Here is a 24689-nt window from a genome sequence, read left to right on the forward strand (position 1 = left end):
TTACTGATGGCAGTAGGAAGTTTGCACCATAACGGCTTGTTTTTCCGGACGCTGACGGAGGAACAGGTACAGGATATTCACCGGGCCAGCTGCGAGATTTTGGAGCAGACCGGGATGGTCATTCACCATGAAGAAGCGGTAGAACTCTTACGCAGCGCGGGAGCGCATGTGGAAGCAGGCAACCGGGTCTATTTTCCGACCCACCTGGTGGAAAAGGCCGTGGCTTCGGCACCTTCGCGAGTAACGATATACAACCGCCAAGGGAAGCCGGCCATGTATTTAGAGGGCTCCAAAGTCTATTTCGGCACCGGGTCAGATACCCTGAATTATCTTGACCCCGTGACCGGGGAACGGCGGAGCTGGCGTCAGGAAGATGTGGCCCAGGCGGTGCGGGTGGTGGACTACCTGCCGCAGATCGATTTCGTGATGTCCATGGGGCTCTTGTCCGATGTGGACAGACGCATGATTAACCGGGAACAATATGCGCTTATGCTCCAAAACAGCGTCAAACCGCAAGTGGTAATCGCGGAAGACGGGGATACTTTAAAAGACATTATTGAGATGGCCGCAGCAGCCAGGGGCGGAAAAGATAAGCTAAAGCAAAAGCCCTTGTTTATGCTCTATACAGAGCCGACATCCCCCCTGCAGCAGCCGCGGGAATCCACTGACAAGCTCCTGATTGCGGCCGAGCACGGAGTGCCGACCAACTTCGCCTGCGGCGGGGTGGCGGGGGCCTCAGTGCCGACGACCGTTGGGGGAGCTTTGGTGCAGGCCAATGCGGAAGCTTTGAGCGGCCTGGTGATTCACCAGTTGAAAGCTCCGGGAGCCCCGTTTATTTACGGCTATGGCAATTCGCCCATGGACATGCGCACCATGCAGGCGGTCTACGGCACCCCGGAAGCGGTCATGTTCCAAGGCGGGCTGGTTAACCTGGCCCAGTATTATCAGCTTCCTTCCTGGGGCTATGCGGGTTGCAGCAATTCCAAAGTGACGGACGAGCAGGCTGTGATGGAAGCCACCATGTTTACCTTGATGGGTGCGCTTCAGGGCTGCAATATGATGCATGACGTTTATTATATGGAGTTCGGCTTAACCGGCTCGCTTGAATTCTTGCTCATTAATAACGAAGTGATCGGCCGGGCGCGGAGGATGCTGGACGGAATCGCCACCGACCGTGAGTCCCTGGCTGTGGACGCGATTAAACGGGTCGGCCCGGGCGGGAATTTCCTGGGAGATGAGCATACGGCCAAACATTTCAAAGAGAATTGGCTGCCGGAGCTCTCCGACTTTAACAGCTATGAGAACTGGGCCGCTTTGGGCAGCAAGACCATGGCGGAGCGGGCCCGGGAAAAAGTAATAGCGATCATGCAAAGTCATCAGCCGGAGCCTGTTTCAGCGGAAGTCCAAAGCCGGATTGCCGAAATACTGGCCCAGGCGCGGGTACACGTCGGTGCCAAGGAGTAAGTGGGGGGAGCAGCATGTCGGAAGTAAGAAAAACCCTCGTGAACCAAGAAGCGGCAGGAAAAGCGCCCGCTCCGAAGAAAAAAATTGTCTGCCTTGACGGCAGCAGCCTGACCATTGAGGATGTGGTTGCGGTCGCCCGCCATGGAGCGAAGGTCGAGCTGAGCTCCCAGGGTGCGATCAACATGGAAATTTCCTATCAAATGGTCCGGACCCTGCTTGAAGAGAAAAAGGTCGTATACGGAATTACCACCGGCTTCGGCAAGTTCAGCAATGTCGTGATTAATAAAGACCAGACGGAGCAGCTCCAGAAAAACCTGATTATGAGCCATGCGACCGGGGTTGGCAATCCTTTGCCCACGGAAGTCGTGCGCGGGATTATGCTCCTGAGGGCGAATGCGCTCACCAAAGGGTACTCGGGCATCCGCCCGGAAGTGGTAGAAGTCCTGATTTCAATGCTCAATAAAGGAGTGCACCCGATCGTCCCGGAAAAGGGTTCGGTTGGCTCCAGCGGGGACCTGGCCCCCCTCTCGCACGTGGTTCTGGTAATGCTGGGCTTGGGGGAAGCGGAGTACCAAGGTGTGAGAATGCCGGGCAAAGCCGCCCTGGACAAAGCCGGAATTCCGGCCGTTCAGCTTCAAGCCAAAGAAGGGCTGGCCCTCATCAACGGCACCCAGGTCATGACCGCGATTGCCTCACTCGCTACCAATGACGCACTCCGGCTGGCAGAGACCGCCGACATTGTCGGGGCCATGAGTGTGGAAGCCTTGGAAGGAATCGCGGATGCGTTTGACGAGAAGATTCAAAAGGTGCGTCCGCACCGGGGGCAAAGCGAAAGCGCGGCCCATTTGCGCAAGTTGGTCGCCGGGAGTCAAATTTTAGCTGAGGCCAAGCACGGGCGGGTGCAGGACGGGTACTCCCTGAGATGCATTCCGCAAGTGCACGGGGCTTCCCGCGACGCCATCCGCTATGTGCAGGGCGTGGTGGAAGTCGAGATCAACTCCGTCACCGACAACCCGCTCTTGTTTCCGTCGGAAGGGGAAGTTATCTCCGGCGGGAATTTCCACGGCCAGCCCCTGGCTTTGGCCATGGATTTTCTCGGGATTGCTTTGGCCGAGCTGGCCAACATCTCCGAGCGCCGGATTGAGCGCTTGGTCAATCCCCAGTTAAGCTGCGGCTTGCCGGCCTTCTTAACCGAGAAAGGCGGGCTGAATTCCGGGTATATGATTGCCCAGTATACGGCGGCGTCCTTGGTCTCGGAAAACAAAGTCTTAGCCCATCCGGCCAGTGTGGATTCCATTCCTACTTCGGGCAACCAGGAAGATCATGTGAGCATGGGGACGATCGCTGCCCGCAAGGCCCGTACGATTCTGGAGAATGCCCAGTATGTACTGGCAATTGAACTTCTATGTGCCGCCCAGGGAATTGACCTGCGCGGCAGCACGCCGGGCGCAGGCACGCAGGAAGCCTATCAGGCCGTGAGACAGGTGGTACCCAAGCTTAAAGAAGACCGGGTAGCCTATCAGGATATTGAAACGGCAGTCAAGGTCATCCGCGAAAATCTATTGCTGGCTGCGGTAGGAGAAAGTGCCTAAATGCCGAATAATCTTTAAGTTATGTCTAAATATAGCTTTAAAATGTTGAAAACGATTTTGAAGAAGAAATAGGAGGTAAATACAATGGCTGAATTCAACAAAATGTCCGAAATGGTGATAGCCGGAGACTTTGCAGGAGTTAAAGCCCTGACCCAGAAGATGATTGATGATCAAGTGGATCCGATCAGCATTATCAATGACGGCTTAATGCCTGGCATGAACGTAGTGGGCGTACGTTTCAAAGCCGGGGATATGTTCGTGCCCGAGGTTATGATGTCCGCGAAGGCCATGGCTGCAGGGATTGAACTGGTGAAGCCCCTGATTGCCGAGAGCAACATGCCTACTGCCGGTAAAGTCCTGGTTGGAACGGTGAAAGGGGATCTGCATGACATCGGCAAAAAACTGGTGAACATGATGCTGGAAAGCGCCGGCTTCCAAATCATTGACCTCGGAGTTGACATTGCTCCGGCCAAATTCGTAGAAGCGGTGAAAGAGCATAAGCCGGATGTCGTCGGGATGTCCGCATTGCTTACCACCACCATGCTTTCCATGAAAGATACCATTGACGCGCTCAAGGAAGAGGGGCTGCGCGACCGGGTCAAAGTTATCATCGGGGGCGCCCCTGTAACCCAAAGCTTCGCTGAACAAATCGGCGCCGACGGCTATGCGCCGGATGCGGCTGCGGCCACCGACCTGTGCAAACAGCTTACCGCCAACTAAGGTTCAGGCAAGTTCAGATGAAGATGAGATTGGTTTGAACTACACAAGTTATATGAGCTGCATGGGAATACGACATGCAGCTTGTACACTTTGAACTGGAGGTATTTCGAATGCTTATTATCGGAGAACTGATTAATACCAGCCGCAAGGCCATTCGAGAAGCCGTTGAGAATAAAGACGGAGAATACATTAAGCAGATCGCGAAAGCCCAATTTGAAGCCGGAGCGAACTACATTGATGTCAACTGCGGCACCCGGGTCTATGATGAAGTGGAAATTATGGAATGGCTGGTTAACCTGGTGCAGGAAGCGGTGGAAGCTCCGCTTTGCATCGACAGCCCCAACCCTCTGGCCATTGAAAAAGGCTTGTCACTTGCTAAATACGGGCAGCCCATGATCAACTCCATTACGGCGGAAAAAGAGCGCTATGAACAAATCCTTCCGCTCGTGCAAAAATATAAAGCCAAAGTGGTGGCTCTGTGCATGGACGACACCGGCATGCCGGAGACTGCAGATGACCGCATGCGCGTAGTCAGAACCCTGCATCAGAATTTAACGGCGGCCGGAGTGCCGGAAGATGATATTTACTTTGATCCTTTGGTGAAACCGGTCAGTACCGGGGACAATGCCGGTTTGGAAGTCTTGGAGACTGTTGATCTGATCACGAAACAATATCCCAACGTGCACAAGGTGTGCGGTCTGAGCAACATCTCGTACGGCCTGCCTAACCGCAAGGTCTTAAATCAATTGTTCATGGTGCAAACCATGACCATGGGCATGGACAGCTACATTCTCGATCCGCTGGACAAAACCATGATGGGTTTTGTCTATGGATCCCAGGCGCTCTTGGGCAAAGACCCCTACTGCATGAACTATTTGACCGTCCACCGTAACGGGCTGTACGCCTAAGCTAAAAAAGATTAGCTCACAGTAGCCCTGCGCGGCCGCTGTGAGCTTATTTGAAGGGAAATGGGGGATAAAAAATGATCAGCAACATAGACATTGCCCAGGCGATGACCGTTAAGCTTGATCCGGTTTTGCCCGAATACCCTAAATTCGTCCAAGGGATTCGGCGGGCACCGGACCGCGGGTTTAAGCTGACACCGGAACAGACGAAAACAGCCTTAAAGAATGCCCTGCGCTATGTGCCCGAGGAGCTGCATGCTGCCTTGGCACCGGAATTTTTAGAAGAGTTGCGCACTACCGGCCGCATTTACGCATACCGTTTTCGGCCCCAGGGGCGGATCTACGGCAAGCCGGTTGATGAATATAAGGGGAACTGTATTGAGGGCAAAGCTTTTCAGGTGATGATTGACAATAACCTGGATTTTGAAGTGGCCTTGTATCCGTATGAACTTGTCACTTACGGAGAAACGGGCAGTGTCTGCCAAAACTGGCTCCAGTATCGTTTGATCAAAAAGTATCTGGAGATCATGACCAATGAGCAGACGTTGGTGCTGGAATCCGGTCATCCCCTGGGCCTATTCCCGTCTAAGCCGGAAGCCCCGCGCGTGATTATTACCAATGCCATCATGGTCGGGATGTTTGACAATCAGGAAGACTGGGAAACGGCGGAACAGATGGGAGTAGCCAACTACGGCCAGATGACCGCCGGGGGCTGGATGTATATCGGGCCGCAGGGAATAGTGCACGGTACGTTTAACACCCTGCTCAACGCCGGACGCCTGAAGCTTGGAATTCCTCAGGATGGGGATTTGAAAGGACGTCTTTTTATTTCTTCCGGATTGGGCGGCATGAGCGGTGCCCAGCCTAAGGCCATCGAAATCGCCAACGGGGTCGGGATTGTGGCGGAAGTCGATGAATCCCGCATCAAGACCAGGCATGACCAGGGCTGGGTCAAAGCGGTCTCGTCCGATTTAAGCGAGGTTTTCCGGATGGCTAGGGAATATATGGACAGGAAAGAGGCCATGTCCATTGCTTACCATGGTAATGTGGTTGATCTCTTGGAATATGCGGTCAAGAACAAGATCCATATTGATTTGCTCTCCGATCAGACCTCTTGCCATGCGGCTTATGAAGGCGGGTACTGCCCGCAGGGGGTAAGCTTTGAAGAGCGCACCCGGCTTTTGGCCCGGGACCGCCAGAAGTATCGCGAGCTGGTCGATCAAAGCCTGAAGCGCCATTTTGAGCTGATAAAAATTCTGGTTGAGCGCGGCACCTATTTCTTTGACTATGGCAACTCTTTCATGAAGGCGATTTTTGATGCCGGAGTCAAGGAAATATCCAAAAACGGGGTGGATGAAAAAGACGGCTTTATCTTCCCGTCCTATGTCGAAGACATTATGGGACCGGAGCTGTTCGACTACGGATACGGCCCCTTCCGCTGGGTCTGCTTAAGCGGCAAGTATGATGATCTGCTCAAGACGGACCAAGCGGCCATGGCCTGTATCGATCCCAACCGCCGGGGCCAGGACCGGGACAACTATGTCTGGATTCAGGATGCGGATAAAAATAAGCTGGTGGTCGGCACCCAGGCGCGTATTCTGTATCAGGATGCTGAGGGCCGGGTGAAGATTGCCCTTAAATTTAATGAAATGGTGCGCAGCGGTGAAATCGGGCCGGTGATGCTGGGCCGCGACCATCACGATGTGAGTGGTACGGACTCTCCTTTCCGTGAAACCGCCAACATCAAAGACGGAAGCAATGTCATGGCTGACATGGCCATCCAGTCCTTCGCCGGGGATGCGGCCAGGGGTATGAGTTTGGTGGCCTTGCATAACGGCGGCGGGGTCGGTATCGGGAAAGCGATCAACGGCGGTTTCGGTTTGGTGCTCGACGGCAGCGAACGGGTGGACAATATTATAAAATCAGCTTTACTTTGGGATGTGATGGGCGGAGTTGCCCGCCGTTCCTGGGCTCGCAATCAGCATTCGATCGAAACCAGCATGGAATTTAACGAGCGTTACCAAGGTAAAGGGCATATTACCCTGCCTTATATTCCGCAGGAAGAGCTGGTAGAGAGATTGGTTGCGGATATGTTTAAGAAGATGGGATGGTGATTGAATGGCTAAAGTAGTGGAGTGTATTCCTAATATCAGTGAGGGCCGGCGGCTGGATGTGGTGGAGGAGATCGTCGGGGAAGTGCGGAAAGTCCCGGGGGTTACTTTGCTGGATTATTCGAGCAATGCGGATCACAACCGGACGGTGATTACCTTTATCGGGGAGCCGGAGGGGGTCTTGGAAGCGGCCTGGCGCTTGATCGTGAAGGCTGCGGACAAGATTGATCTGGAGCAGCATCAGGGTGAGCACCCGCGCATGGGGGCGACGGATGTCTGCCCCTTTGTCCCGGTGCGGGAAGTGACCATGGAAGAGTGTGCGGAGTTGGCACGCAAGCTGGGTGAACGGGTGGGGGAAGAACTCAAGATCCCGGTTTATCTTTACGAGCGGGCAGCCACCCGGCCGGAACGGCGCAATCTGGCCGAAGTGCGCCGGGGACAGTACGAAGGGATTAAAGAAAGTATTAAGACCCCGGAACGGAAACCGGATTATGGTCCGAGCATCATGGGGAAAGCCGGGGCCATTGCCATTGGAGCCCGCCCGCCTTTGGTGGCGTTTAACGTGAATCTGGGAACAACGAACATGGAGATTGCCAAGGCAATTGCCAAAGGGATTCGCGGCAGTTCCGGCGGTTTCGTCAATATTAAGGCGCTGGGTGTAGAACTGGCTGAGCAGGGCATGGTTCAGATTTCCATGAACATGGTGGATACCCAGGCAACTCCCCTGTACCGGGCGATGGAGTATATTAAGGCTGAAGCGGCCCATTACGGAGTGCCGGTGGTGGGGAGCGAAATCGTCGGGCTGCTCCCGCTCGACAGTATGCTGGATGTGGCTTCATATTACTTGAAGCTCGGGAAAGATTTTTCCTATGATCAGATCCTGGAGAAGAGGGTATTTGGGTTTTAAGCAAATCAGATCGGCGGCCTGCAGAATCGTTCACCATGACGCCGGAGCTACTCGTTTGTCAGCTTCGCTAACGCATCCGAAACCTCTGGGTATTACTGCATGTGAACCGTCGGTGCGTTTAACGCTACGCTGACTTCACTCGCTTAACGCTCCTCTGTCAAAATGTTTCACTATTTCTGCAGTCCGCAGATTATGGGGGTAGATTTATGCCTTATGCGGATTTATTTATACATTCGGCAAGTTATTTGGCGACGGTGAGGGGGCATTCTGGAGCTCCGGCCCGTGGGACTGAGATGGCTGAGGTCGGGATGATCGAAGACGGAGCCCTGGCGATTGTGGGCGATAAGATTGCGGCCGTGGGGACAACCGCTGAGCTGGAACAGGCCGGATGGGTGGGGCCCGGGACGGTTCGTCTGAACGCGTCGGGGAAGCTGGTCGCCCCCGGATTTGTCGACCCCCACACCCATGTGCTCTACGGCGGCTCCCGGGAAAATGAGCTCCCTTTGAAACTGGCGGGAGTGCCTTATTTGGAAATTCTCAAGCAGGGCGGCGGCATCCTTTCCACCGTAAGAGCCACGGCAGCTGCCGATGATGAAGCACTCAAAGAGCAGACGAAAAAACGGCTGCAGACCATGCTTAGCTTAGGTACGACCACCGCCGAAGTCAAGAGCGGATACGGTTTAACTCCGGACCAAGAACTCAGGGCTTTAAGGCTGATTGCGGAACTGAATGAGGAATCAGTCCTTGACTTAGTCCCGACTTTTATGGGGGCGCACGCGGTCCCCTCCGGCATGAGCGAAGAAGATTTTACCGAACTGGTGATCAGGCAAATGCTGCCCCAGGTCGCAGAACAGGGAATCGCTGAGTTTTGTGACGTGTTCTGCGAGCCGGGAGTGTTCAGCTTGGAGACAAGCGAGCGGATTCTGACCCGGGCCAAGGAACTAGGACTTAAGCCCAAAATCCATGCCGATGAGCTGGAAGCGGCCGGAGGGGCCGAACTGGCGGCCAGGCTAAGGGCTGTCAGCGCAGACCACCTGCTGCAGGCTTCCGACAGGGGGATCGAGGAAATGGCTGAAGCCGGAGTGATTGCCGTTCTGCTGCCAGCCACTTCTTTTAACTTGGCCAAAAATACCTATGCCCGAGCTCGGGAGATGGTCGCTGCCGGAGTGCCGGTCGCTTTAGCTACGGATTCAAACCCCGGTTCATCTCCGACGGAATCCATGCCTTTGGTGCTGACCCTGGGCTGCCTCTACTTGAAGCTGTCTCCGGCTGAGGCCTTGACCGCAGCGACCATTAATGCGGCCCATGCCCTGGGGCGGGCTGAGCGGATCGGAAGCCTGGAAGCCGGGAAGCAGGCGGATATCCTCATGCTCGACGCTCCAAATTTGAACTATCTGCCCTACCATTTCGGCAATAATCCTGTGGCCACTGTGGTGAAGAAGGGGAAAGTGGTGTATTCGGCAGAATACAGGAGTCAGTAGTCAGACTCCCATGCCGCTATGCGGCACCACTGATAGATGAAAATAGCCAAGGTGCATTACCCGCATCCTTCGCCGCGAAGAGATTCTCTGGTGTTGTGCGGCTTCGGCGATTATCATCCTCGGGCGGTGAGTATTCTCTGTGGAATCGCCCTCGGCATGAATCTCCACCGGAGATTCATGTCACCGGAGATAATCGTACCACGCGCCGGATGCTCGAACAGCGTGAAGCTGTTCGCCGAAGGATGAGAAAATCTCTTTGGTTTATTCCTTCAGCTTTTTACTTCTAAGAATCTTTGGAGGCCGCTCGCAGTCAAACAAAACATATTCTTCTATTAAAGATGTAGGCGAATAGTTAAGTGAACTATTCGCCGGAAAAGACTGACCCAAAGAATACTCAAAGACTGAGCTGGAAATTCGAAGCGAATAATGGACTTTTCAGGGGATACTAGTTAGGCCGGTTTAAGTTAAAGGTTAAGTTAAGCTCATATAGGCACCTTAAAAGATTTATATTTAAGAAGAAGTAACGAAAGTACGGATTGCCGGAGTGGGGTCCGTGCTTTTTTATTACTTATGATCACCTCTTAATGTGTAAATAAAAGATATAATCGGGCAATCCTCGCCGGAAATTTTGCTTTATTTATGGGACCGACCGCAAAATATTTTGCGATTCTAGTCAAAAGTTGCAGGAACTTACCCCTAAAAACTCGAATTTATATGCATATAGACTTATTCTAGATTTTTAGATTCTAATCTAAACATTTTTCGGGCTTTAATTTTAATTATTGTTTTCACGTTGTTCATTCAACTGAAAGGACCATGAAAAATGAAATTCAGACGCAGTATTGCTCCGAAATATACTCAGAAGCGAGCTGTTCTTACCTTCGACCGTTTTCTCCATTTAAAGGCTGGTTCGGGTGCGGCCAAACGCTACCTTGAAGACATAGATAGTCAGCCCAAAGTGTTGGGAATTCCAGTGTCCACGATCCCGGCCTATACGGACCCGAAAATTATTGCCTGGAAAGGGCAGCTTCTTATTCTCCATGCTCATCCACTTCCGGCTGATCAAGGCGGATACAGGGTAAGTATCCGGCCTGTGAGCGAGGAGGAAACCTTGCGTAAAAAGGTCAAGATTTACGAAACCATTCTCAACTCGATTCACGAAGGAGTACTGGTGACTGATCCAGCCGGATATGTCGCCTTCTATAATCAGGAGCTGGCGAGTTTGGAAGGCCTGGACCCGGAATATGCCGTCGGTAAACACATTACTGAGCTTTACCGGGAATCGCCGGAAACCAGTGAGCATTTACGGGTTTCCCAGACAGCCGAGCCGATTGCGGAAAATTATCAAAGGTATTTTACCAGTACCGGGCAAGAGGTGCACTCCGTAGCGACGACCGTGCCGATTTTGGATGGGGACGAGCTGCTGGGGGTTTATTCCGTGTGCCGGGATTTTACCCATATGAAAGAAATTCTGACGCGCACGCTTAAACTTCAAGACCCTCAGGCAGAAGAGAAAGACTTGAAGCTGCTGGCCCAAGAGCAGGCAGTCACTAAGAAAAGAGCGGGAAGCAGCCGTTCCGGACAAGGAGCCTATTATACCTTTGGTGATATTATCGGGAAAAGCAAAGCGATTCAGAATGTGATTGAAGCGGCCAAGCGGGCAATGGCCAGCTCGGCCAACATTTTGATTTACGGGGAAACAGGAACCGGGAAAGAATTGCTGGTACAGAGCATCCATAACGGCAGCCCCCGCAGTTCACAGCCCTTTGTCGCTTTAAACTGTGCCGCCATTCCGGAAAATTTGCTGGAAACCATGCTTTTTGGAGCGGTAAAAGGTGCGTATACGGGAGCGGTGCCGACCACCGGTCTTTTTGAGTACGTGGGCGAAGGCACACTTTATCTGGATGAGATTAACTCCATGAGCATCGGACTTCAGGCCAAGCTTTTGCGCGCTCTCCAAGAAAGAAGCTTTCGCAAGGTCGGCAGTGTGACGGAAATTCCTCTGCGCTGCCGCATCATCAGCTCGATCAATGTCGACCCGCTTACTTGTTTGCAGGAGCAGATGCTAAGAGAAGATTTGTTTTACCGGTTGTCCGTAATCTCAATTTACTTGCCGCCTTTGCGCGAACGCAAGCAGGATATTTTGATGCTTGCGGAATATTTTCTGAAAAAGCATGCTGAGGATTACGGAGTCAAGAAGCTGGATCCGGAACTGATTCAGGCTTTCCAAGAATACCGGTGGTCCGGCAATATCAGGGAGCTGGAAAACGCGGTCGAAAGTATGGTTTGCATGTCCGGTGATGATAAAGTGCTAACCCGGGAGCATCTTCCAATGTATTTGCGTCAAAATCTGGAGTTAGCTCTGGGCCAGAAGAAGGGTAATGAAGAAGGCAGCCTTCAGCTAAACGACTCTTTAATGGGTACGGAGACCGCTTTGATTACGGAAGCTCTTAAAAAGTATAAAGGCAATGTGAGCAAGGCTGCCAAAGAACTGGGTATTTTGCGTCAAAGTCTTCAGTACCGGATTAAGAAGCTGGGGCTGGAAGCAGAAAAGTTCAGAAGTTCGACGAATTAAAGAAAATTATAATACCGGTGTTAGTTTTTGTGATAGTAGGTTGTTACTTTTCTGTGAATTTGTCTTTCATAGCACTGCAGTTGGGAAAGTGTTATACTAAATGGTGGTCGTAAGTTTAACGTGCGGCCATCATATTTTTTTAGGTCAAAAAGTGATCAGACCGTTTAAAATCTATCAGGAGAGAAATGTAAGATGAAGAGCCAAGAGACACAGATGCAAGCAAAAAAACAGCTGGCTTCCGGAGTGGGGTATGGAATACTGGCTTACGGGTCGTGGGGACTGCTCCCGGTCTACTGGAAGACCTTAAAGGCGGTGCCGTCCCTAGAATTATTGGCCCACAGGATCGTGTGGTCATTCGTATTTGTAAGCGCCGTATTATTGGTTTTAGGGCGCTGGCATATGATAAGGGAGGTTTTGGCGGTTAAACGCAACCGCTGGGGCGTGCTGCTCGCCTCTCTGTTTGTGAGCCTGAATTGGTTTACCTATATTTGGTCCGTAAACAGCGGCCATGTGGTAGAGGCGAGCCTGGGCTATTACATTACCCCCTTTTTTATGGTGCTTTTGGGGTTGGTGGTGCTGAGAGAACGTTTGGATCTTTGGCAAAGCGTCTCCTTGTTGATTGCACTCGCAGGGGTGACGGTGATCACCTTTGAATACGGGCAGGTTCCCTGGGTGGCCTTGGCTTTGGCCGTGACCTTTGCCCTCTACGGCCTGGTCAAAAAGCTGATGAATCTGGATTCTCTCACGGGGCTTGCCCTTGAAACGGTATGCGTTCTGCCTTTGGCCTTGGGATATTTGCTGATTAAAGAAATGGACGGCAGCGCAGTTTTCGGGCATCTTCCCTGGCTGACGACCGTGCTGCTCCTGGCATCGGGCGCCATCACCGCCATGCCTTTGTTCTGGTTTGCCAATGGAACCAAGCGCATTCCGCTGTCAACGATGGGCTTTATCCAGTATCTGTCTCCCAGTCTGCAGCTGATGATGGGGGTACTGGTGTTTGGCGAGCCTTTTTCCCATATCGATCTCATCAGCTTCAGTTTAATTTGGCTGTCGCTCGCGCTGTATTCGGTTACGCGCACGGGCATTTTCCAGCGCTCAGGCGTTGAGAAAAAGTTAAGTCAATCAGCGAGGTAGCTTAACCGGGATTAACCTTGCTGCAAAGCCGTTTTTGCAGAGATGGGTGCAAAGAATTCTGCGGTGCAAAATTCTTTGCACCTCTTTTCTTTTGCATGCTTTTTGCAGAGGTGTTTTCTTATCTATGCGCAAACCTCCGGTTATTCCTTCAAACAGGCATGGTTCTAAGGATTTTTCCAAACCAAGCAGCGAACTTAGCAATCATTGAAAGGATAATTCTTACAAGATCGGAGCAGGATTGTTGGCATAATTTTTGCTTAATTCTTAAGTTAGTGCTCTTGACGTCCGTTTTGTGGAAGGAAGGGAAGGCAGGAGCAGAGCTTGTGCATGCAAAATGCGGCAAAGGTGTCGCCGCAGAATGGAACGATTGGAACGAGATCAGGGACAAAACAGTAAACTGCGCTAAGGAGGAATTGATGTTGAAAGTCAACATGACTGCTCAAACCAGTGTTGGGCTTAACTTGCTCTTGGAGGATCAGCTGGCGGAAATTCATTCCGCGACCCTGCAGGTGCTAAACACCGTTGGGGTGGAAGTCTACGAACAGGAAGCGCTTCAGCTCTTAAAAGATGCAGGTGCTTACGCCGACGGCACCCGGGTGCGCATCCCGGTAAGAATGGTGCAGGAAGCGCTGGCTTCCGCGCCGAAATCCGTAACACTGTACAACCGCCTGGGCGAGCCTGCCTGCATTCTGGAAAAAGGCAGAATCCATTACGGCACCGGGTCTGACACCCCGTATACGATTGACATCGAAACCGGAGAACGCCGGATTGCCACCAACAAAGACGTGGAAAACGCAGCCAAACTGGCGGATGCCCTCGATCATATCGATTTCGTGATGTCGCTCGGCCTGTCTTCAGACGTGCCGAAAGAGGCTTCGGATGTCTACCAATATCAGGCGATGGTGACCAACACGACCAAACCGATTGTGTTCACTGCCCACGATAAAGAAGGTTTGCTCGCGATTCATGAGATCTCTTCCGTCGTTGCCGGCGGAGACAGGGAGCTGGCCCAGAAGCCGTTCTTGGCCTTATACGCCGAGCCGACTTCGCCCTTATTGCACACCCAGGAAGCATTGGAAAAACTTCTGGCTTGCGCGGATAAAGAGATCCCGCTCATTTATGTTCCCGCCACCATGCGCGGTGCCACCGGGCCTGTAACTCCAGCCGGTTCTCTGGTCGTAGCTAATGCCGAGCAGTTGTCCGGCTTGGTGATCCACCAGCTGAAGCGCAAGGGAGCCCCCTTTATTTATGGCGGCGGCACCCCTCCGATGGATCTTAAAACGTCCATTTGCTCGTATGGCTCCTCCGAACGGGATTTGGGCTGCACTTCCCTGGTCAAAATCGGCCAGTACTACAACCTCCCAACCTTCACCACCGCCGGCTGCAGCGACGCCCATGTCTTTGACCAACAAGCCGGGGCGGAGGCCGGGTTTAACCTGTTAATCGAAGGGCTTGCCGGAGGCAACCTGATTCATGATTCCGGCTATATCGGCATCGGGCTCATTTCCTCCATGGAAATGCTGGTGCTGTGCGATGAAACCGCGGCCAATGTCAAATACTATCTTAAAGGGATTGAAGTGAACGCGGAAACCTTGGCCTTGGATGTTATCAAAGCGGTCGGACCGGGAGGCAATTTCCTGGGTGAAGTGCATACGGTCAAGAATTTTCGGCAAAACCGCCTGGAAACACAGGTCATGAACCGCTTGAATCTTGATACCTGGGAAGCGGCCGGGGCCAAGACGTTTGCCCAGCGCGCCAATGAGCGGGTTAAAAAGCTGCTTGCCGAGCATGAGGTACCCCAGCTGCCGGCAGAGGTCCTAGGTAGAATTGATGAAATTGTCGCCAGAGAGAGGAAGCATGGATAATGGGTGAAGTACTGACCTTAAGCGGACGCGACCTGACGCTGGCAGATGTGGTGAAAGTGGCCCGGGGTCAAGGGCAAAAGGAAAAAACTTACCCTGAGGTGCGCCTGGCTCCGGAAGCCCGCGCTCATCTGATTCGGGTGCGGGAATATATCGAAAAAAATTGGCTCAAACCGGATGCGCCCACAATCTACGGTTTTAATTCCGGGGTGGGCAAGCTGAAGGATACTCATATTGCCCCCGAAGAAAATGATACCTTTCAAAAGCTGATGATCGAATCCCATTGTTCCGGGATCGGGGACGCCGCCAGCGAGGAAGTGGTGCGCGCCACCATGCTCATGCGCGCCAATGCTCTGGCCAAAGGGGTCTCAGGTGTGCGCATCCAGGTGGTGGACCGTCTCTTGGAGATGCTGAATCGGGGCGTGCACCCGGTGATGCCGCTCCTCGGCTCTGTGGGAGCGAGCGGGGATTTGGCCCCGATGGCCCACCTGGTCTCGGCTTTGGTCGGGCACCCGGAAGCAGAAGCCTTTTACCAAGGGGAGCGCCTGCCGGCCGCAGAAGCTCTGAAACGGGCCGGACTTGAGCCTTCTTTTGAGATGAAAGCCAAAGACACCTTAGGCATGATTAACGGCTGTACCTTCACCTTGGGCATGGCCGTGCTGGCAGCTCATGACGCCCGCCGCATCGTTAAGCTGGCTGATGTCGCCTGCGCTTTAAGCATGGAGGCGATGCGCGGGGAGATGGGGGCTTTCGATGCCCGCATTCAGGAAGCGCGCAACCACCCCGGCCAGCTCCAGGCTGCGGCCAACATCCGCACCTTGCTCGCCGGGAGTGAATGGACGACAGACAATGCGCGCAGGATTAAGCTCAAGGATGAGATCCGGGAAGGGGAGTGGCAGCCGCGGGTGCAGGATGCTTACTCCATGCGCTGTGTGCCCCAGGTGCACGGAGCGGTCTTAGATGTCCTGGACTTTGTGGAGCAGATTCTGGTGCGGGAAGCGAATGCCGCCACGGACAACCCGCTCATGTTTATGGAAGAGAACGGGGAATATGTCGGAATCAGCGGCGGCAACTTCCACGGGGAATACCTGGCTTTTGCCATGGATTTCCTGACCGTGGCCATTCACGAAATCGGAAATATTTCCGAGCGCCGCAGCGCCCGCCTTTTAGACCCGACCATGAGCTACGGTCTGCCGCGCAATTTGGTCGGCTCCACGGTCGGCTTAAACACAGGCTTTACCCTGGCCCAATGTTCAGCCGCCGCGTTGGTGAGCGAGAATAAGACTCTCTGTTTCCCGGCCAGTGCGGATTCGATTCCGACCAAGAGCAACCAAGAAGACCATGTCAGCATGTCCACCTGGGCCGCCCGTAAATCGCAAATGGTCATCAAGAACATGTTCAAGATTTTGGGCATAGAAATTCTCTGCGCCGCGCAAGGGATTGCCTGTGCCGCGCCCCAGCTTCCGGGATTTAAGCTGGCTCCGGCTACTCAGAAGGTGTATGATAGGGTTAGACAAGATATTCCGGCGACTGGGGATGACCGCTATATGAACAAGCAGATGCGGCTGGCGATCGAGCTGGCGGAATCCGACGAGCTAATTTGATAGTTTAGATTGAGATTATAGTATCAGACATTCCCCGGTTGACGCTGTGATTTTGTCGATAATAAGAGGTGTGCGCTTAAATGAAGCCTTTGGTGGAAATGCTGACTGAGCGGGAAGTTTTAGAAATTCATAGGGCCAGTCTGGACGTGCTGGAAACGACCGGAGTGGAATTCCAAGGGGAAAAGGCTCTGGAGCTGTTTCGATCCAAGGGCGCCCGGGTGGAGGGAAATACCGTATGCTTAAGCCCCAGGCTGGTGGAAGAGAGTCTGGCTCAGGCTCCTGCCCGTTTTTTATTGGAGGCCCGGGACCCGGCCCGTTCGGTCTGGATCGGGGAGGATACGGTGTGCGCCCCGCCGGCCGGAGTGGTCTATATTCAGGATGCCCGAGAAGGCCGGAGGCCGGCTGACTTAGAGGATTACCTTCATTTGGTGCGCATCATCCACCAGAGCACGGTTTACGGAACCAATGGAGGCGGCATTGTTATTCCTGCGGCGCCCTCTTTTTCCGCCCTTGAAAAGTATGCCTGGATGGTCTTGGCCGGTCATTGGTATTCGGACAAGCCCCAGATGGGTTTTGCTTTGGGAGCGGATATTGCGCGAGCCGCGATCGAGATAGCGGATATTGTGTTTGAAGGGAGGCCGGGCTGTCATACCATCGGCACGGTCAACCCCGATTCTCCTTTAATGTTCTCGGAGAAGATGATCGAAGGGCTGTTTGCATTCGCTGAGGCCGGGCAGCCGGTGATTGTAGCGCCCTGCAGCATGGCCATGGCCACCAGTCCGGTGACCCTGGCCGGCACCTTGGTGGTAAATAATGCGGAAGTCTTAGCCGGGTTAGTCCTGGCAGAGCTCATTCGCCCCGGAACCCCTGTGGTCTACGGCAATACCTCGACCATTTCCGATATGCAGACCATGGCCATCGCTTTGGGTGCGCCGGAACTGTCGCTCCTAGTGAATGCCACCGCCCAGCTGGCCCGTATCTACAAGGTGCCCTCGCGCACCGGGGGCTCGCTCACTGACGCCAAGACCCCGGATATCCAGGCCGGAATGGAGTCCATGCTTTCCATGTTCACTTCCCTGGCCAGCCGGGCGAGCATTGTCATGCATGCCGGAGGAATTCTGGATTCTTTCCTTACTCTTTCGTATGAAAAACTGATCCTGGATGAGGATGTCATCGGCATGGCCGCGCGTTTTCTGCGGGGAATCACGGTAGATGAGGAGAGCCTGGCCTTGGATGTGATTAAGGAAAAAGGTCCGGGCAGCCATTATTTGGACACGGATCACACCATGAAACATTTTAAGCAGGAGTTTTGGCGGCCGCAGTTGAGTGACCGCCAGGTGTTCCAGCCGGAGCGCGATTACAGCAGTTATATGGTGGACAAGGCTGCTGCGGTATGGCAGAACCGGATCGCGGCCTACGAACGCCCGGCGCTCAAGCGGGAAGTGGAGGAGCGTTTGCTTCAGTATTACCGGGATAAGTTTGGGCGGGAGGCGCTACTTGTGAATTAAAGGGGGTGCGGCAGTGAAGCTTGAATTCAAGGTAAATGGCAAAACGTATGAGCTGGATGTAGATCCTGAGTCCCGGTTGTTGGACGTGCTCCGGGAGGAATTGGGCCTGACCGGGGCCAAGGAAGGCTGCGGGGAAGGGGAATGCGGGGCCTGCACCGTTATTATGGACGGCCTGGCGGTGAATTCCTGCCTGGTGCTGGCAGCCCAAGCCCGGGGAAAAGAGATCTTAACCGTGGAAGGACTGGCGGAGAACGGGGAACTGGACAGGCTGCAGCAGGCTTTCATTGATAACGGGGCGATTCAGTGCGGGTACTGCACCCCCGGAATGCTGATGTCGGCCAAAGCGCTCTTCCTGCGCAACCCCCACCCTTCGGAAACAGAAATCCGGACGGCGCTTGCGGGAAACCTGTGCCGCTGCACCGGGTATGTCAATATTATCAATGCGGTTAAGGACGCGGCGGAGGGGGCGGTATGATGCCGGAATTTCAAATTGCCTGCCCTCAGAATCTGGCAGATGCCATCACTGAAGCATCCCGCCTGCAAGGGGAGGTTCTGTTTGTAAACGGAGGCACAGACCTGATTCTGGAGCTTCGGTCCGGACAAAAGAAGGCGGATTGGCTGATTGACCTGTCCCAGGTTCCGGAACTGCAAAGCCTGCCCACCCTTGAAAACGGAATGCTTAAGCTGCGAAGCGGGGTTACTTTCACCAGGTTAAGTACGGATCCGCTTGTCCGGAAACATGCCCGCTGCCTGGCGCACGCCGGTGAGCAGATGGGCTCAGCCCAGATCCGCAACCGCGCAACCCTCGGCGGCAATATTGCCTCAGCTTCCCCGGCGGGGGACAGTCTCCCGGCTCTGGCGGCCCTTGAGGCAGAGGTGACAATCGAGGGTTCCGAGGGGGCGCGAACGCTGACTGTGGCCGAGATGTTGGCCGCTAAAGAAAAAACGCTCAAGGCGCGCGAGTTGGTTACGGAAATTCTAATCCCCCTTGCCGAACAAGGCATCGAAAGGCGCAGCACTTTCACTAAAATCGGAAGCCGAACCCAGGTAAGCATCGCCCGTCTCAATCTGGCGGCGGTAATGGAGCTGGAACACGGAGTGATACGGAAGATGCGGCTGGCGGTGGGAGCGATTGGAAAGGCTCCGCTCCGTTTGTATGAATTCGAAAAGGAATGGGAAGGAAAAGCGGTCAAGGCAGAATCGGCCGGGAAAATCGCTGGGGAAATAGCTGGGACCTTGGCTGAGTTTTTGACCAAGACCGTGGATCAAGCGATCCCGGGCAGGCATTCGCAAGCCTATAAAAGGCAGGCGGTGCAAGCCTTAGCGTTTGATGTCGTGGCTGAGCTCTTCCCGGAGCAAGGACTGGGCCAAGGGGGTGGCGGTAATGGCGGAAGATAAAGGAGTAAAACAGCTGGCAACACCGGAGCGCCAAGCAGCGGCAGCGGAGCAAACGCTCAAATATGTCGGGCGCAACCTTCCTCTGCATGATGCCGTCGCTAAAGCCACCGGTAAAATCCAATATACCGGGGACATGAACTTTCCAGGCATGCTTCAGGCCAAGATTTTGTTTAGCCCTTTGGCGCATGCCCGCATTAAAAAGATCGATGCTTCCGCGGCCTTAGCCCTGCCGGGGGTTGCAGCAGTTTTTTCCCATGAAAACACCCCTCAAACCCTTTATAACAGCCAGGTATGGTTTGCCGGACAGGAAGCGCGCGCTGATGAACGTCTCTTTCACGATACGGTCAGGTTTGTCGGGGACAGGGTGGCGGCGGTGGTGGCGACGGATAAAAAAATTGCTGCCAAAGCTTTGGGCTTGATCAAGGTAGAATATGAAGAATTGCCTGCGCTTTTCGACCCGGAGGAAGCCCTGACCGAAAATGCGGTCGAAATTCACCCGGGAGGTTCTCCGTTTTTTGAAAAAGAGTTCGGTTGTGGCAATCCGAGTGAGACTTTTAAGCAAGCGGAGCTCATCGTGGAAGACAGGGTGGAAACGCCCAAGATTCACCACGCGGCGATGGAAACACACGTGTGTATTGCCGTCCCTGATCATAGCGGCAAAATTACGGTCTATACCCCTTGCCAAATCCTTTATTCGGTGCGCTTGGTGGTCGCTGAAGTTTTAGGGCTGCCCTATAACAAGGTGCGCATTCTTAAAACCCCTATGGGAGGCTCATTCGGCGGCAAACAGGAAGTGACGATTGAGCCCCTGGCAGCATTTTTTGCCCAGGCAACCGGGAAACCGGTAAAAATTGAGTATAATCGCCAGGAAAGCATCATTTCAACCCGCACACGGACCCGGACGATCGGGTATGTGCGCACAGCCGTGGATCAGAACGGAAAAATACTGGCCCGCGAAGTGAAAACAATCGTCGATACGGGAGCTTACACTTCGAACGGAGCAATTGTCAGCATGGCGATGGGGAAAAAGCTTTTCCGCCTCTACCGCATTGAAAATCAAGTTTACCGGGTGCAGGCGGTGCATACCAACACCCCAGTGGCAGGGGCCGCCCGCGGCTATGGTTCTCCTCAAATCCATGCAATAACAGAGATTAATCTGGACCATGTCGCTAATCGTTTGGGCCTTGACCCGGTGGAATTCAGGTTAAGGAATTTGGTACACCCCTATGATGAAGATTTAAGCGGAGGTCCGTCTTTGGGCAATGCCCGCATTATCGACTGTGTCGAAGAGGGGGCTAAGCTTTTCCGTTGGCATGAGCGCCGGACCCAAGCTGAGGCAGGTCGGAGCACAAACGGACGCTTTCGCCGCGGGGTGGGGATGGCTTGCGCCACCCATAGCAACGGCTATTTTGGAGCGTTCCAGGATTTTACCACTATGACTTTGCGCATGCTGGAGGACGGCAGCATGATCCTCAACTCCGGGATTCATGAATTGGGATGCGGCACAGTCACCACCATGAAGCAGATTATCGCGGAGGTACTTGACATCAACCCGGACCGGATCGAGGCTCCGGAAGGGGATACGGAAACCAGTCCCTATGATGTCGGCTCTCAGGCCAGCCGTGTTACGCACATCTGCGGGGCTGGGGCGCTAAAAGCCGCGCGCAAGGTCAAAGAAATCTTTCGGAGGGAAGCTTCCAAGATTCTCGGCTGTGAGCCGGAAGATGTAGTGATGCGCTCTGAGATAGTCTGGTCGAAGCACAAGCCGGAGGAAAAGATGACTTACGGAGAAATGGTCAGGCTTATTCAACAGAAAAACCGGACGGAGATCATCGCTACTGAAACCTACCAGGCCGCGGACAACCCTGGTTCCTATGGAGCTAACTTTGTGGAAGTGGAAGTGGATACCCTTACGGGACTGGTGCGGGTGATAGATTTGCTGGCGGTGCATGATGTGGGCAAAGCGATCAATCCCGGGTTTGTTAAAGGACAAATCTATGGCGGAGTGCAAATGGGAATTGGACTCGCGTTAAGCGAAGACCTGCAGATTGATCCCAAAAGCGGTAAAGCCAAAGGAGACAGTTTTGCCAGGTATCACCTGATAAATGCCCCGGACATGCCGTCGGTCGAGGTATTGCTGATCGAAAAAGGAGGGGATCTTGGCCCCTTCGGGGCTAAGAGCATCGGGGAAATCGCCACCTGCCCGACTGCCCCGGCCGTCGTGAATGCGGTAAATCATGCGTTGGGTACGAACCTAACAACGCTGCCGTTGACACCGGAAAGAATTTTGGCGGCATTAAACGAATAAACTTTAAGCCTGGCGTTGAAGCCAGGCTTAAAGTTTATTCGCTCATTCAGTGAAAATTATTCTTTTGATCATCAATTCTGAACGAATGAGTGGAGTAGAGTCTCCGCCTGAAGCTTCTATGTTTTACTTTAGCAAAACGAGTTTATTAAAGAATCCCAAAAAAGCAGTATAGTTAAGCAATTGGAAAAAATAGCATGAGAATTTGAGATAATATATGCAAAACAGTCAAAATTATCTGAAATTATAGTTGAGTTGACCGTTCAACTGAAGTATACTATTTTTAGAACGGACGCTCACTAATCTTAGCAACTTAAAGAAAAGGAAAGGAGTATGAGTGAATGGCTGATCGGGATTTGCGGCAATGGCTTGACACATTAGAACAAGAGGGGGAATTAGCTAAGGTAAAAACCGAAGTCGACTGGAACCTGGAAATCGGCGGCATATTACAGGAGGTGTTTGACCGGGGGAATGGCCCTGCCTTACTTTTTGAAAATATTAAAGACCATAAAGATACCTCTTGTACCCGGCTCTTTACGGCCTCAATGTCCAGCTACCGGAGGATTGCTCTGATGCTGGGAGTACCCAAAGAGACCCCCTATCCGGAACTGATCAAGATCTGGAGGGAGAGGAGCAGAAAGCCGCTGAAGCCGGTGGTTGTTAAGGACGGGCCGGTAAAGGAAAACATAGTTAAGGGGAAAGACGTCGATTTACTGCAGTTTCCTGCCCCTTACTGGCATAAGCTGGATGGAGGGCGCTACATCGGCACTTTCCACGGGGTGGTGACGAAGGATCCTGATACCGGCTGGACCAACGTGGGCATGTACCGGATGATGGTGCAGGACCGCTATACCACGGGGCTGGCCATACCTACGGGGCAGCACATTTGGGAGCATTGGCGCAAGTGGAAGAAACGCGGGCAGAACATGCCTGTGGCGGTGGTCATCGGCTGGGATCCGGTGTTGCCGGCTACGGCCTGCGCACCGATAGGCCGTGGTGTGGACGAGTATGAGATCATGGGGGCGCTGCGGCAGACTCCGGTGGAACTGGTTAAATGTGAAACTAATGACCTTTATGTACCGGCTTCGGCGGAGATCGTCATCGAAGGCGAGGTTCCTATCGACTTTGCCAAGTTCCGGGAAGAAGGGCCTTTCGGGGAGTATACCGGCTATTACACCTCTGAGGCGTTCAAGCGACCGATCTTTGAAGTGAAGTGCATCACCTACCGGAACAACCCCGTTTTTCAGGGCACAATGGAAGGGATGCCGATCAATGAGGATCATTTTTTAAGCTCAGTGAACCACAGCGCTGCGGTGTGGGATATTTTGGATGAACGTATGACTGGAGTGACTGGGGTAAACTGTGACCCCAGCACGGCCTGGGCCAACCTGATCGTGCAGATTGACAACAGTTACTATGGGCAGGTGCACCAGGTCGGGGCGAATGTTTGGAGTTCCCACCTTTCCCTGATGATTGGCAAGAACATCATCGTCTGCGATCCCGACGTGGACATCTACGACCTGCGCAAGGTGTTCTGGGCCATTGCCTACCGGGTTCACCCGCCGCGTGATATCATCCAGTACCCGGGCTGGATCGGCATGCTGGACCCGATTGTGCATCCTGACGACAGGAAGTTTGCTGCTGTCAATCAAGGGGTTAGGATGCTCATCGATGCCACAAAGCCCATTGAAAACCCCAGATCTGATAAATGGTGGGGTGAGAAGTTTGCTCCGCTGGCCTATTCCGATGAGGAAACTATGGCTAAGGTTAGGGAAAAATGGGATAGCTACGGAATACTCATTAACAAGTAAGAAGCTTCCTAGGGTTACTGGGCCAAAGAACCTGCCTACAAGCAGAACAGGTTTAACACTCTCGGTTCAGGGTGTCGTTCCGTCTCATTTAGCCACCCATCTTGATACCCTTCTCAAATCTTACATTTCTTTATTAATACTTAGTTGTGGTACACAAAGCGTAACCGGGCTTTATAGCGTGTGACAGAAAGAAGAGGGGAACGTGGATATGAAACGGATCATCGTGGGGATTACCGGGTGCCACAGCAACAGCACAAGTGATGTCGAGATGATCCAAAAGGATCTACCTGAACTTAAAGCAACGACCCAGGTGAAGGATGTTTATCTTGACGGAGGCTTTTATAGTAGCGACGTCGTTAAGCAAGCAGAAGACCTTGGTGTTAAAGTTCATTACACCGACATGACCGTCGCAGCGTCACTTCACATAAATTGCCTTACAACTCCTTCAGCATTCAAAACTTCGAAAAAATCTTAGATTGTCCGGAGGGACAGGAACCTGTACGAAGTGATTTTAATCCAAAGAGTGAAATCTTTAGTGCACATTTTGATCTGAAAATCTGCAGTCAATGTCTCCTGAAGGAGCAATGCCCTGTCAAGTTTCAAAAGAAGGATACTGTCTTGCGTGTCAGCCAGAAGAGCCTCATCGCCAAAAATACTCGTTTAACTATTCAAAATGAAGAGGAGCGCAGGGAAAGCGGCAGTAAACGGGCCGCAGTTGAAGGAACAAACTCTGTTCTTAAACGGGCGCGGGGAACAGGGAAACTTAAAGTTCGCGGTTTAGTTCGCAAACAGCCTGGTTATGGGCTTAAAAACGATCGCTCATAACTTCCACCAGATCGTACATTTCATCCAGGGGGATACCCGTCAGAAACGTAAAAAGTCTTACAGAGACGACATGGGGTAGCTGTAGCTATTTAGATGAAATAACTGGTAATAGATGAGGAGGCCTGCTCAAAATGACGTCTTTGTAGTCGCTATTTTAACGAGACAAGAAAGATAACATCCATAAGATGGTAATGATCTGTTAGAAAAAGATTCAATGGAGAAAAGGACTATTGTTTTCTAGACTTTCTTCAGTGCAATCATGAGTTAAGTAAAGTATTCTGGGCAATTGCTTACCGGGTAAATCCTCGAAAAGACATTATCCAGTACCACGGTTGGCTGGGAATGTTCGATCCAATGGTACATCCGAATGATCGGAGATTTCCCGCAGTAAATCAAGGCGTTAGATTGTTAATAGATGCAACTAAACCGCTAGAGAATCGAAGAACAGATAATGCTAGGGCGAAAAAGTTGCGCCCCTAGCCTACCC

The 24689-nt window shown here is 52.9% G+C and carries 18 protein-coding genes; all 18 read left to right on the forward strand.

What is annotated here, in order from left to right; all coding sequences use genetic code 11:
* Window positions 1-6 precede the first annotated feature (6 nt).
* On the forward strand, window positions 7-1464 hold the full coding sequence (locus tag J0X21_RS00715; RefSeq protein WP_206808684.1) for a trimethylamine methyltransferase family protein: 1458 nt from the start codon (window positions 7-9) through the stop codon (window positions 1462-1464).
* 14 nt (window positions 1465-1478) lie between these two features.
* Window positions 1479-3056 carry a histidine ammonia-lyase gene (hutH, locus tag J0X21_RS00720; RefSeq protein ID WP_206808686.1) on the forward strand — a complete coding sequence of 526 codons (1578 nt, stop codon included), beginning with the start codon at window positions 1479-1481 and terminating at the stop codon, window positions 3054-3056.
* A gap of 84 nt (window positions 3057-3140) precedes the next feature.
* Window positions 3141-3776, forward strand: coding sequence for a cobalamin B12-binding domain-containing protein (locus tag J0X21_RS00725; RefSeq protein WP_206808695.1), 636 nt, complete (start codon window positions 3141-3143; stop codon window positions 3774-3776).
* Between the two features lie 74 nt (window positions 3777-3850).
* Window positions 3851-4684 (forward strand): methyltetrahydrofolate cobalamin methyltransferase, encoded by an 834-nt coding sequence (locus tag J0X21_RS00730; RefSeq protein WP_206808697.1) that lies wholly within the window; start codon window positions 3851-3853, stop codon window positions 4682-4684.
* 74 nt (window positions 4685-4758) lie between these two features.
* Entirely contained in the window at window positions 4759-6795 is a 2037-nt protein-coding gene (locus J0X21_RS00735; protein ID WP_206808699.1) for a urocanate hydratase, read from the forward strand.
* A gap of 4 nt (window positions 6796-6799) precedes the next feature.
* Window positions 6800-7699, forward strand: a complete 900-nt coding sequence (ftcD, locus tag J0X21_RS00740; RefSeq protein ID WP_206808700.1) for a glutamate formimidoyltransferase — start codon at window positions 6800-6802, stop codon at window positions 7697-7699.
* Window positions 7700-7905: 206 nt separating this feature from the next.
* On the forward strand, window positions 7906-9180 hold the full coding sequence (hutI, locus tag J0X21_RS00745) for an imidazolonepropionase (RefSeq protein ID WP_206808701.1): 1275 nt from the start codon (window positions 7906-7908) through the stop codon (window positions 9178-9180).
* Window positions 9181-10003: 823 nt separating this feature from the next.
* Window positions 10004-11755: a sigma-54 interaction domain-containing protein gene (locus J0X21_RS00750; protein WP_206808702.1), complete on the forward strand. Its 1752-nt coding sequence runs from the start codon at window positions 10004-10006 to the stop codon at window positions 11753-11755.
* Between the two features lie 192 nt (window positions 11756-11947).
* Window positions 11948-12889, forward strand: coding sequence for an EamA family transporter RarD (rarD, locus tag J0X21_RS00755; protein ID WP_206808703.1), 942 nt, complete (start codon window positions 11948-11950; stop codon window positions 12887-12889).
* A 323-nt stretch (window positions 12890-13212) separates the two neighbouring features.
* A complete protein-coding gene (locus J0X21_RS00760) occupies window positions 13213-14754 on the forward strand; it encodes a trimethylamine methyltransferase family protein (RefSeq protein WP_206808709.1) in 1542 nt (513 codons plus the stop codon).
* A complete protein-coding gene (gene hutH, locus J0X21_RS00765) occupies window positions 14754-16355 on the forward strand; it encodes a histidine ammonia-lyase (RefSeq protein ID WP_206808718.1) in 1602 nt (533 codons plus the stop codon). The genes J0X21_RS00760 and hutH (J0X21_RS00765) overlap by 1 nt, the downstream gene beginning before the upstream one ends.
* A gap of 80 nt (window positions 16356-16435) precedes the next feature.
* Window positions 16436-17863 (forward strand): trimethylamine methyltransferase family protein, encoded by a 1428-nt coding sequence (locus J0X21_RS00770; protein WP_206808726.1) that lies wholly within the window; start codon window positions 16436-16438, stop codon window positions 17861-17863.
* 13 nt (window positions 17864-17876) lie between these two features.
* Window positions 17877-18338 carry a (2Fe-2S)-binding protein gene (locus J0X21_RS00775; RefSeq protein ID WP_206808728.1) on the forward strand — a complete coding sequence of 154 codons (462 nt, stop codon included), beginning with the start codon at window positions 17877-17879 and terminating at the stop codon, window positions 18336-18338.
* The gene (locus J0X21_RS00780) at window positions 18338-19261 is read left to right on the forward strand and encodes an FAD binding domain-containing protein (protein ID WP_206808730.1); all 924 of its coding nucleotides are present in this window, start codon (window positions 18338-18340) and stop codon (window positions 19259-19261) included. The genes J0X21_RS00775 and J0X21_RS00780 overlap by 1 nt, the downstream gene beginning before the upstream one ends.
* Window positions 19248-21569, forward strand: coding sequence for a xanthine dehydrogenase family protein molybdopterin-binding subunit (locus J0X21_RS00785; protein ID WP_206808739.1), 2322 nt, complete (start codon window positions 19248-19250; stop codon window positions 21567-21569). Before J0X21_RS00780 ends, J0X21_RS00785 begins: the two co-directional genes overlap by 14 nt.
* 338 nt (window positions 21570-21907) lie before the next feature.
* Window positions 21908-23377, forward strand: a complete 1470-nt coding sequence (locus J0X21_RS00790; RefSeq protein WP_206808740.1) for a UbiD family decarboxylase — start codon at window positions 21908-21910, stop codon at window positions 23375-23377.
* Between the two features lie 208 nt (window positions 23378-23585).
* Window positions 23586-23852 carry a hypothetical protein gene (locus tag J0X21_RS00795; RefSeq protein ID WP_206808742.1) on the forward strand — a complete coding sequence of 89 codons (267 nt, stop codon included), beginning with the start codon at window positions 23586-23588 and terminating at the stop codon, window positions 23850-23852.
* Window positions 23807-24202 (forward strand): transposase, encoded by a 396-nt coding sequence (locus J0X21_RS00800; RefSeq protein ID WP_206808744.1) that lies wholly within the window; start codon window positions 23807-23809, stop codon window positions 24200-24202. Before J0X21_RS00795 ends, J0X21_RS00800 begins: the two co-directional genes overlap by 46 nt.
* Window positions 24203-24689 lie beyond the last annotated feature (487 nt).

The organism is Paradesulfitobacterium ferrireducens, from assembly GCF_017310645.1.
Classification (GTDB): Bacteria; Bacillota; Desulfitobacteriia; order Desulfitobacteriales; family Desulfitobacteriaceae; genus Paradesulfitobacterium; species Paradesulfitobacterium ferrireducens.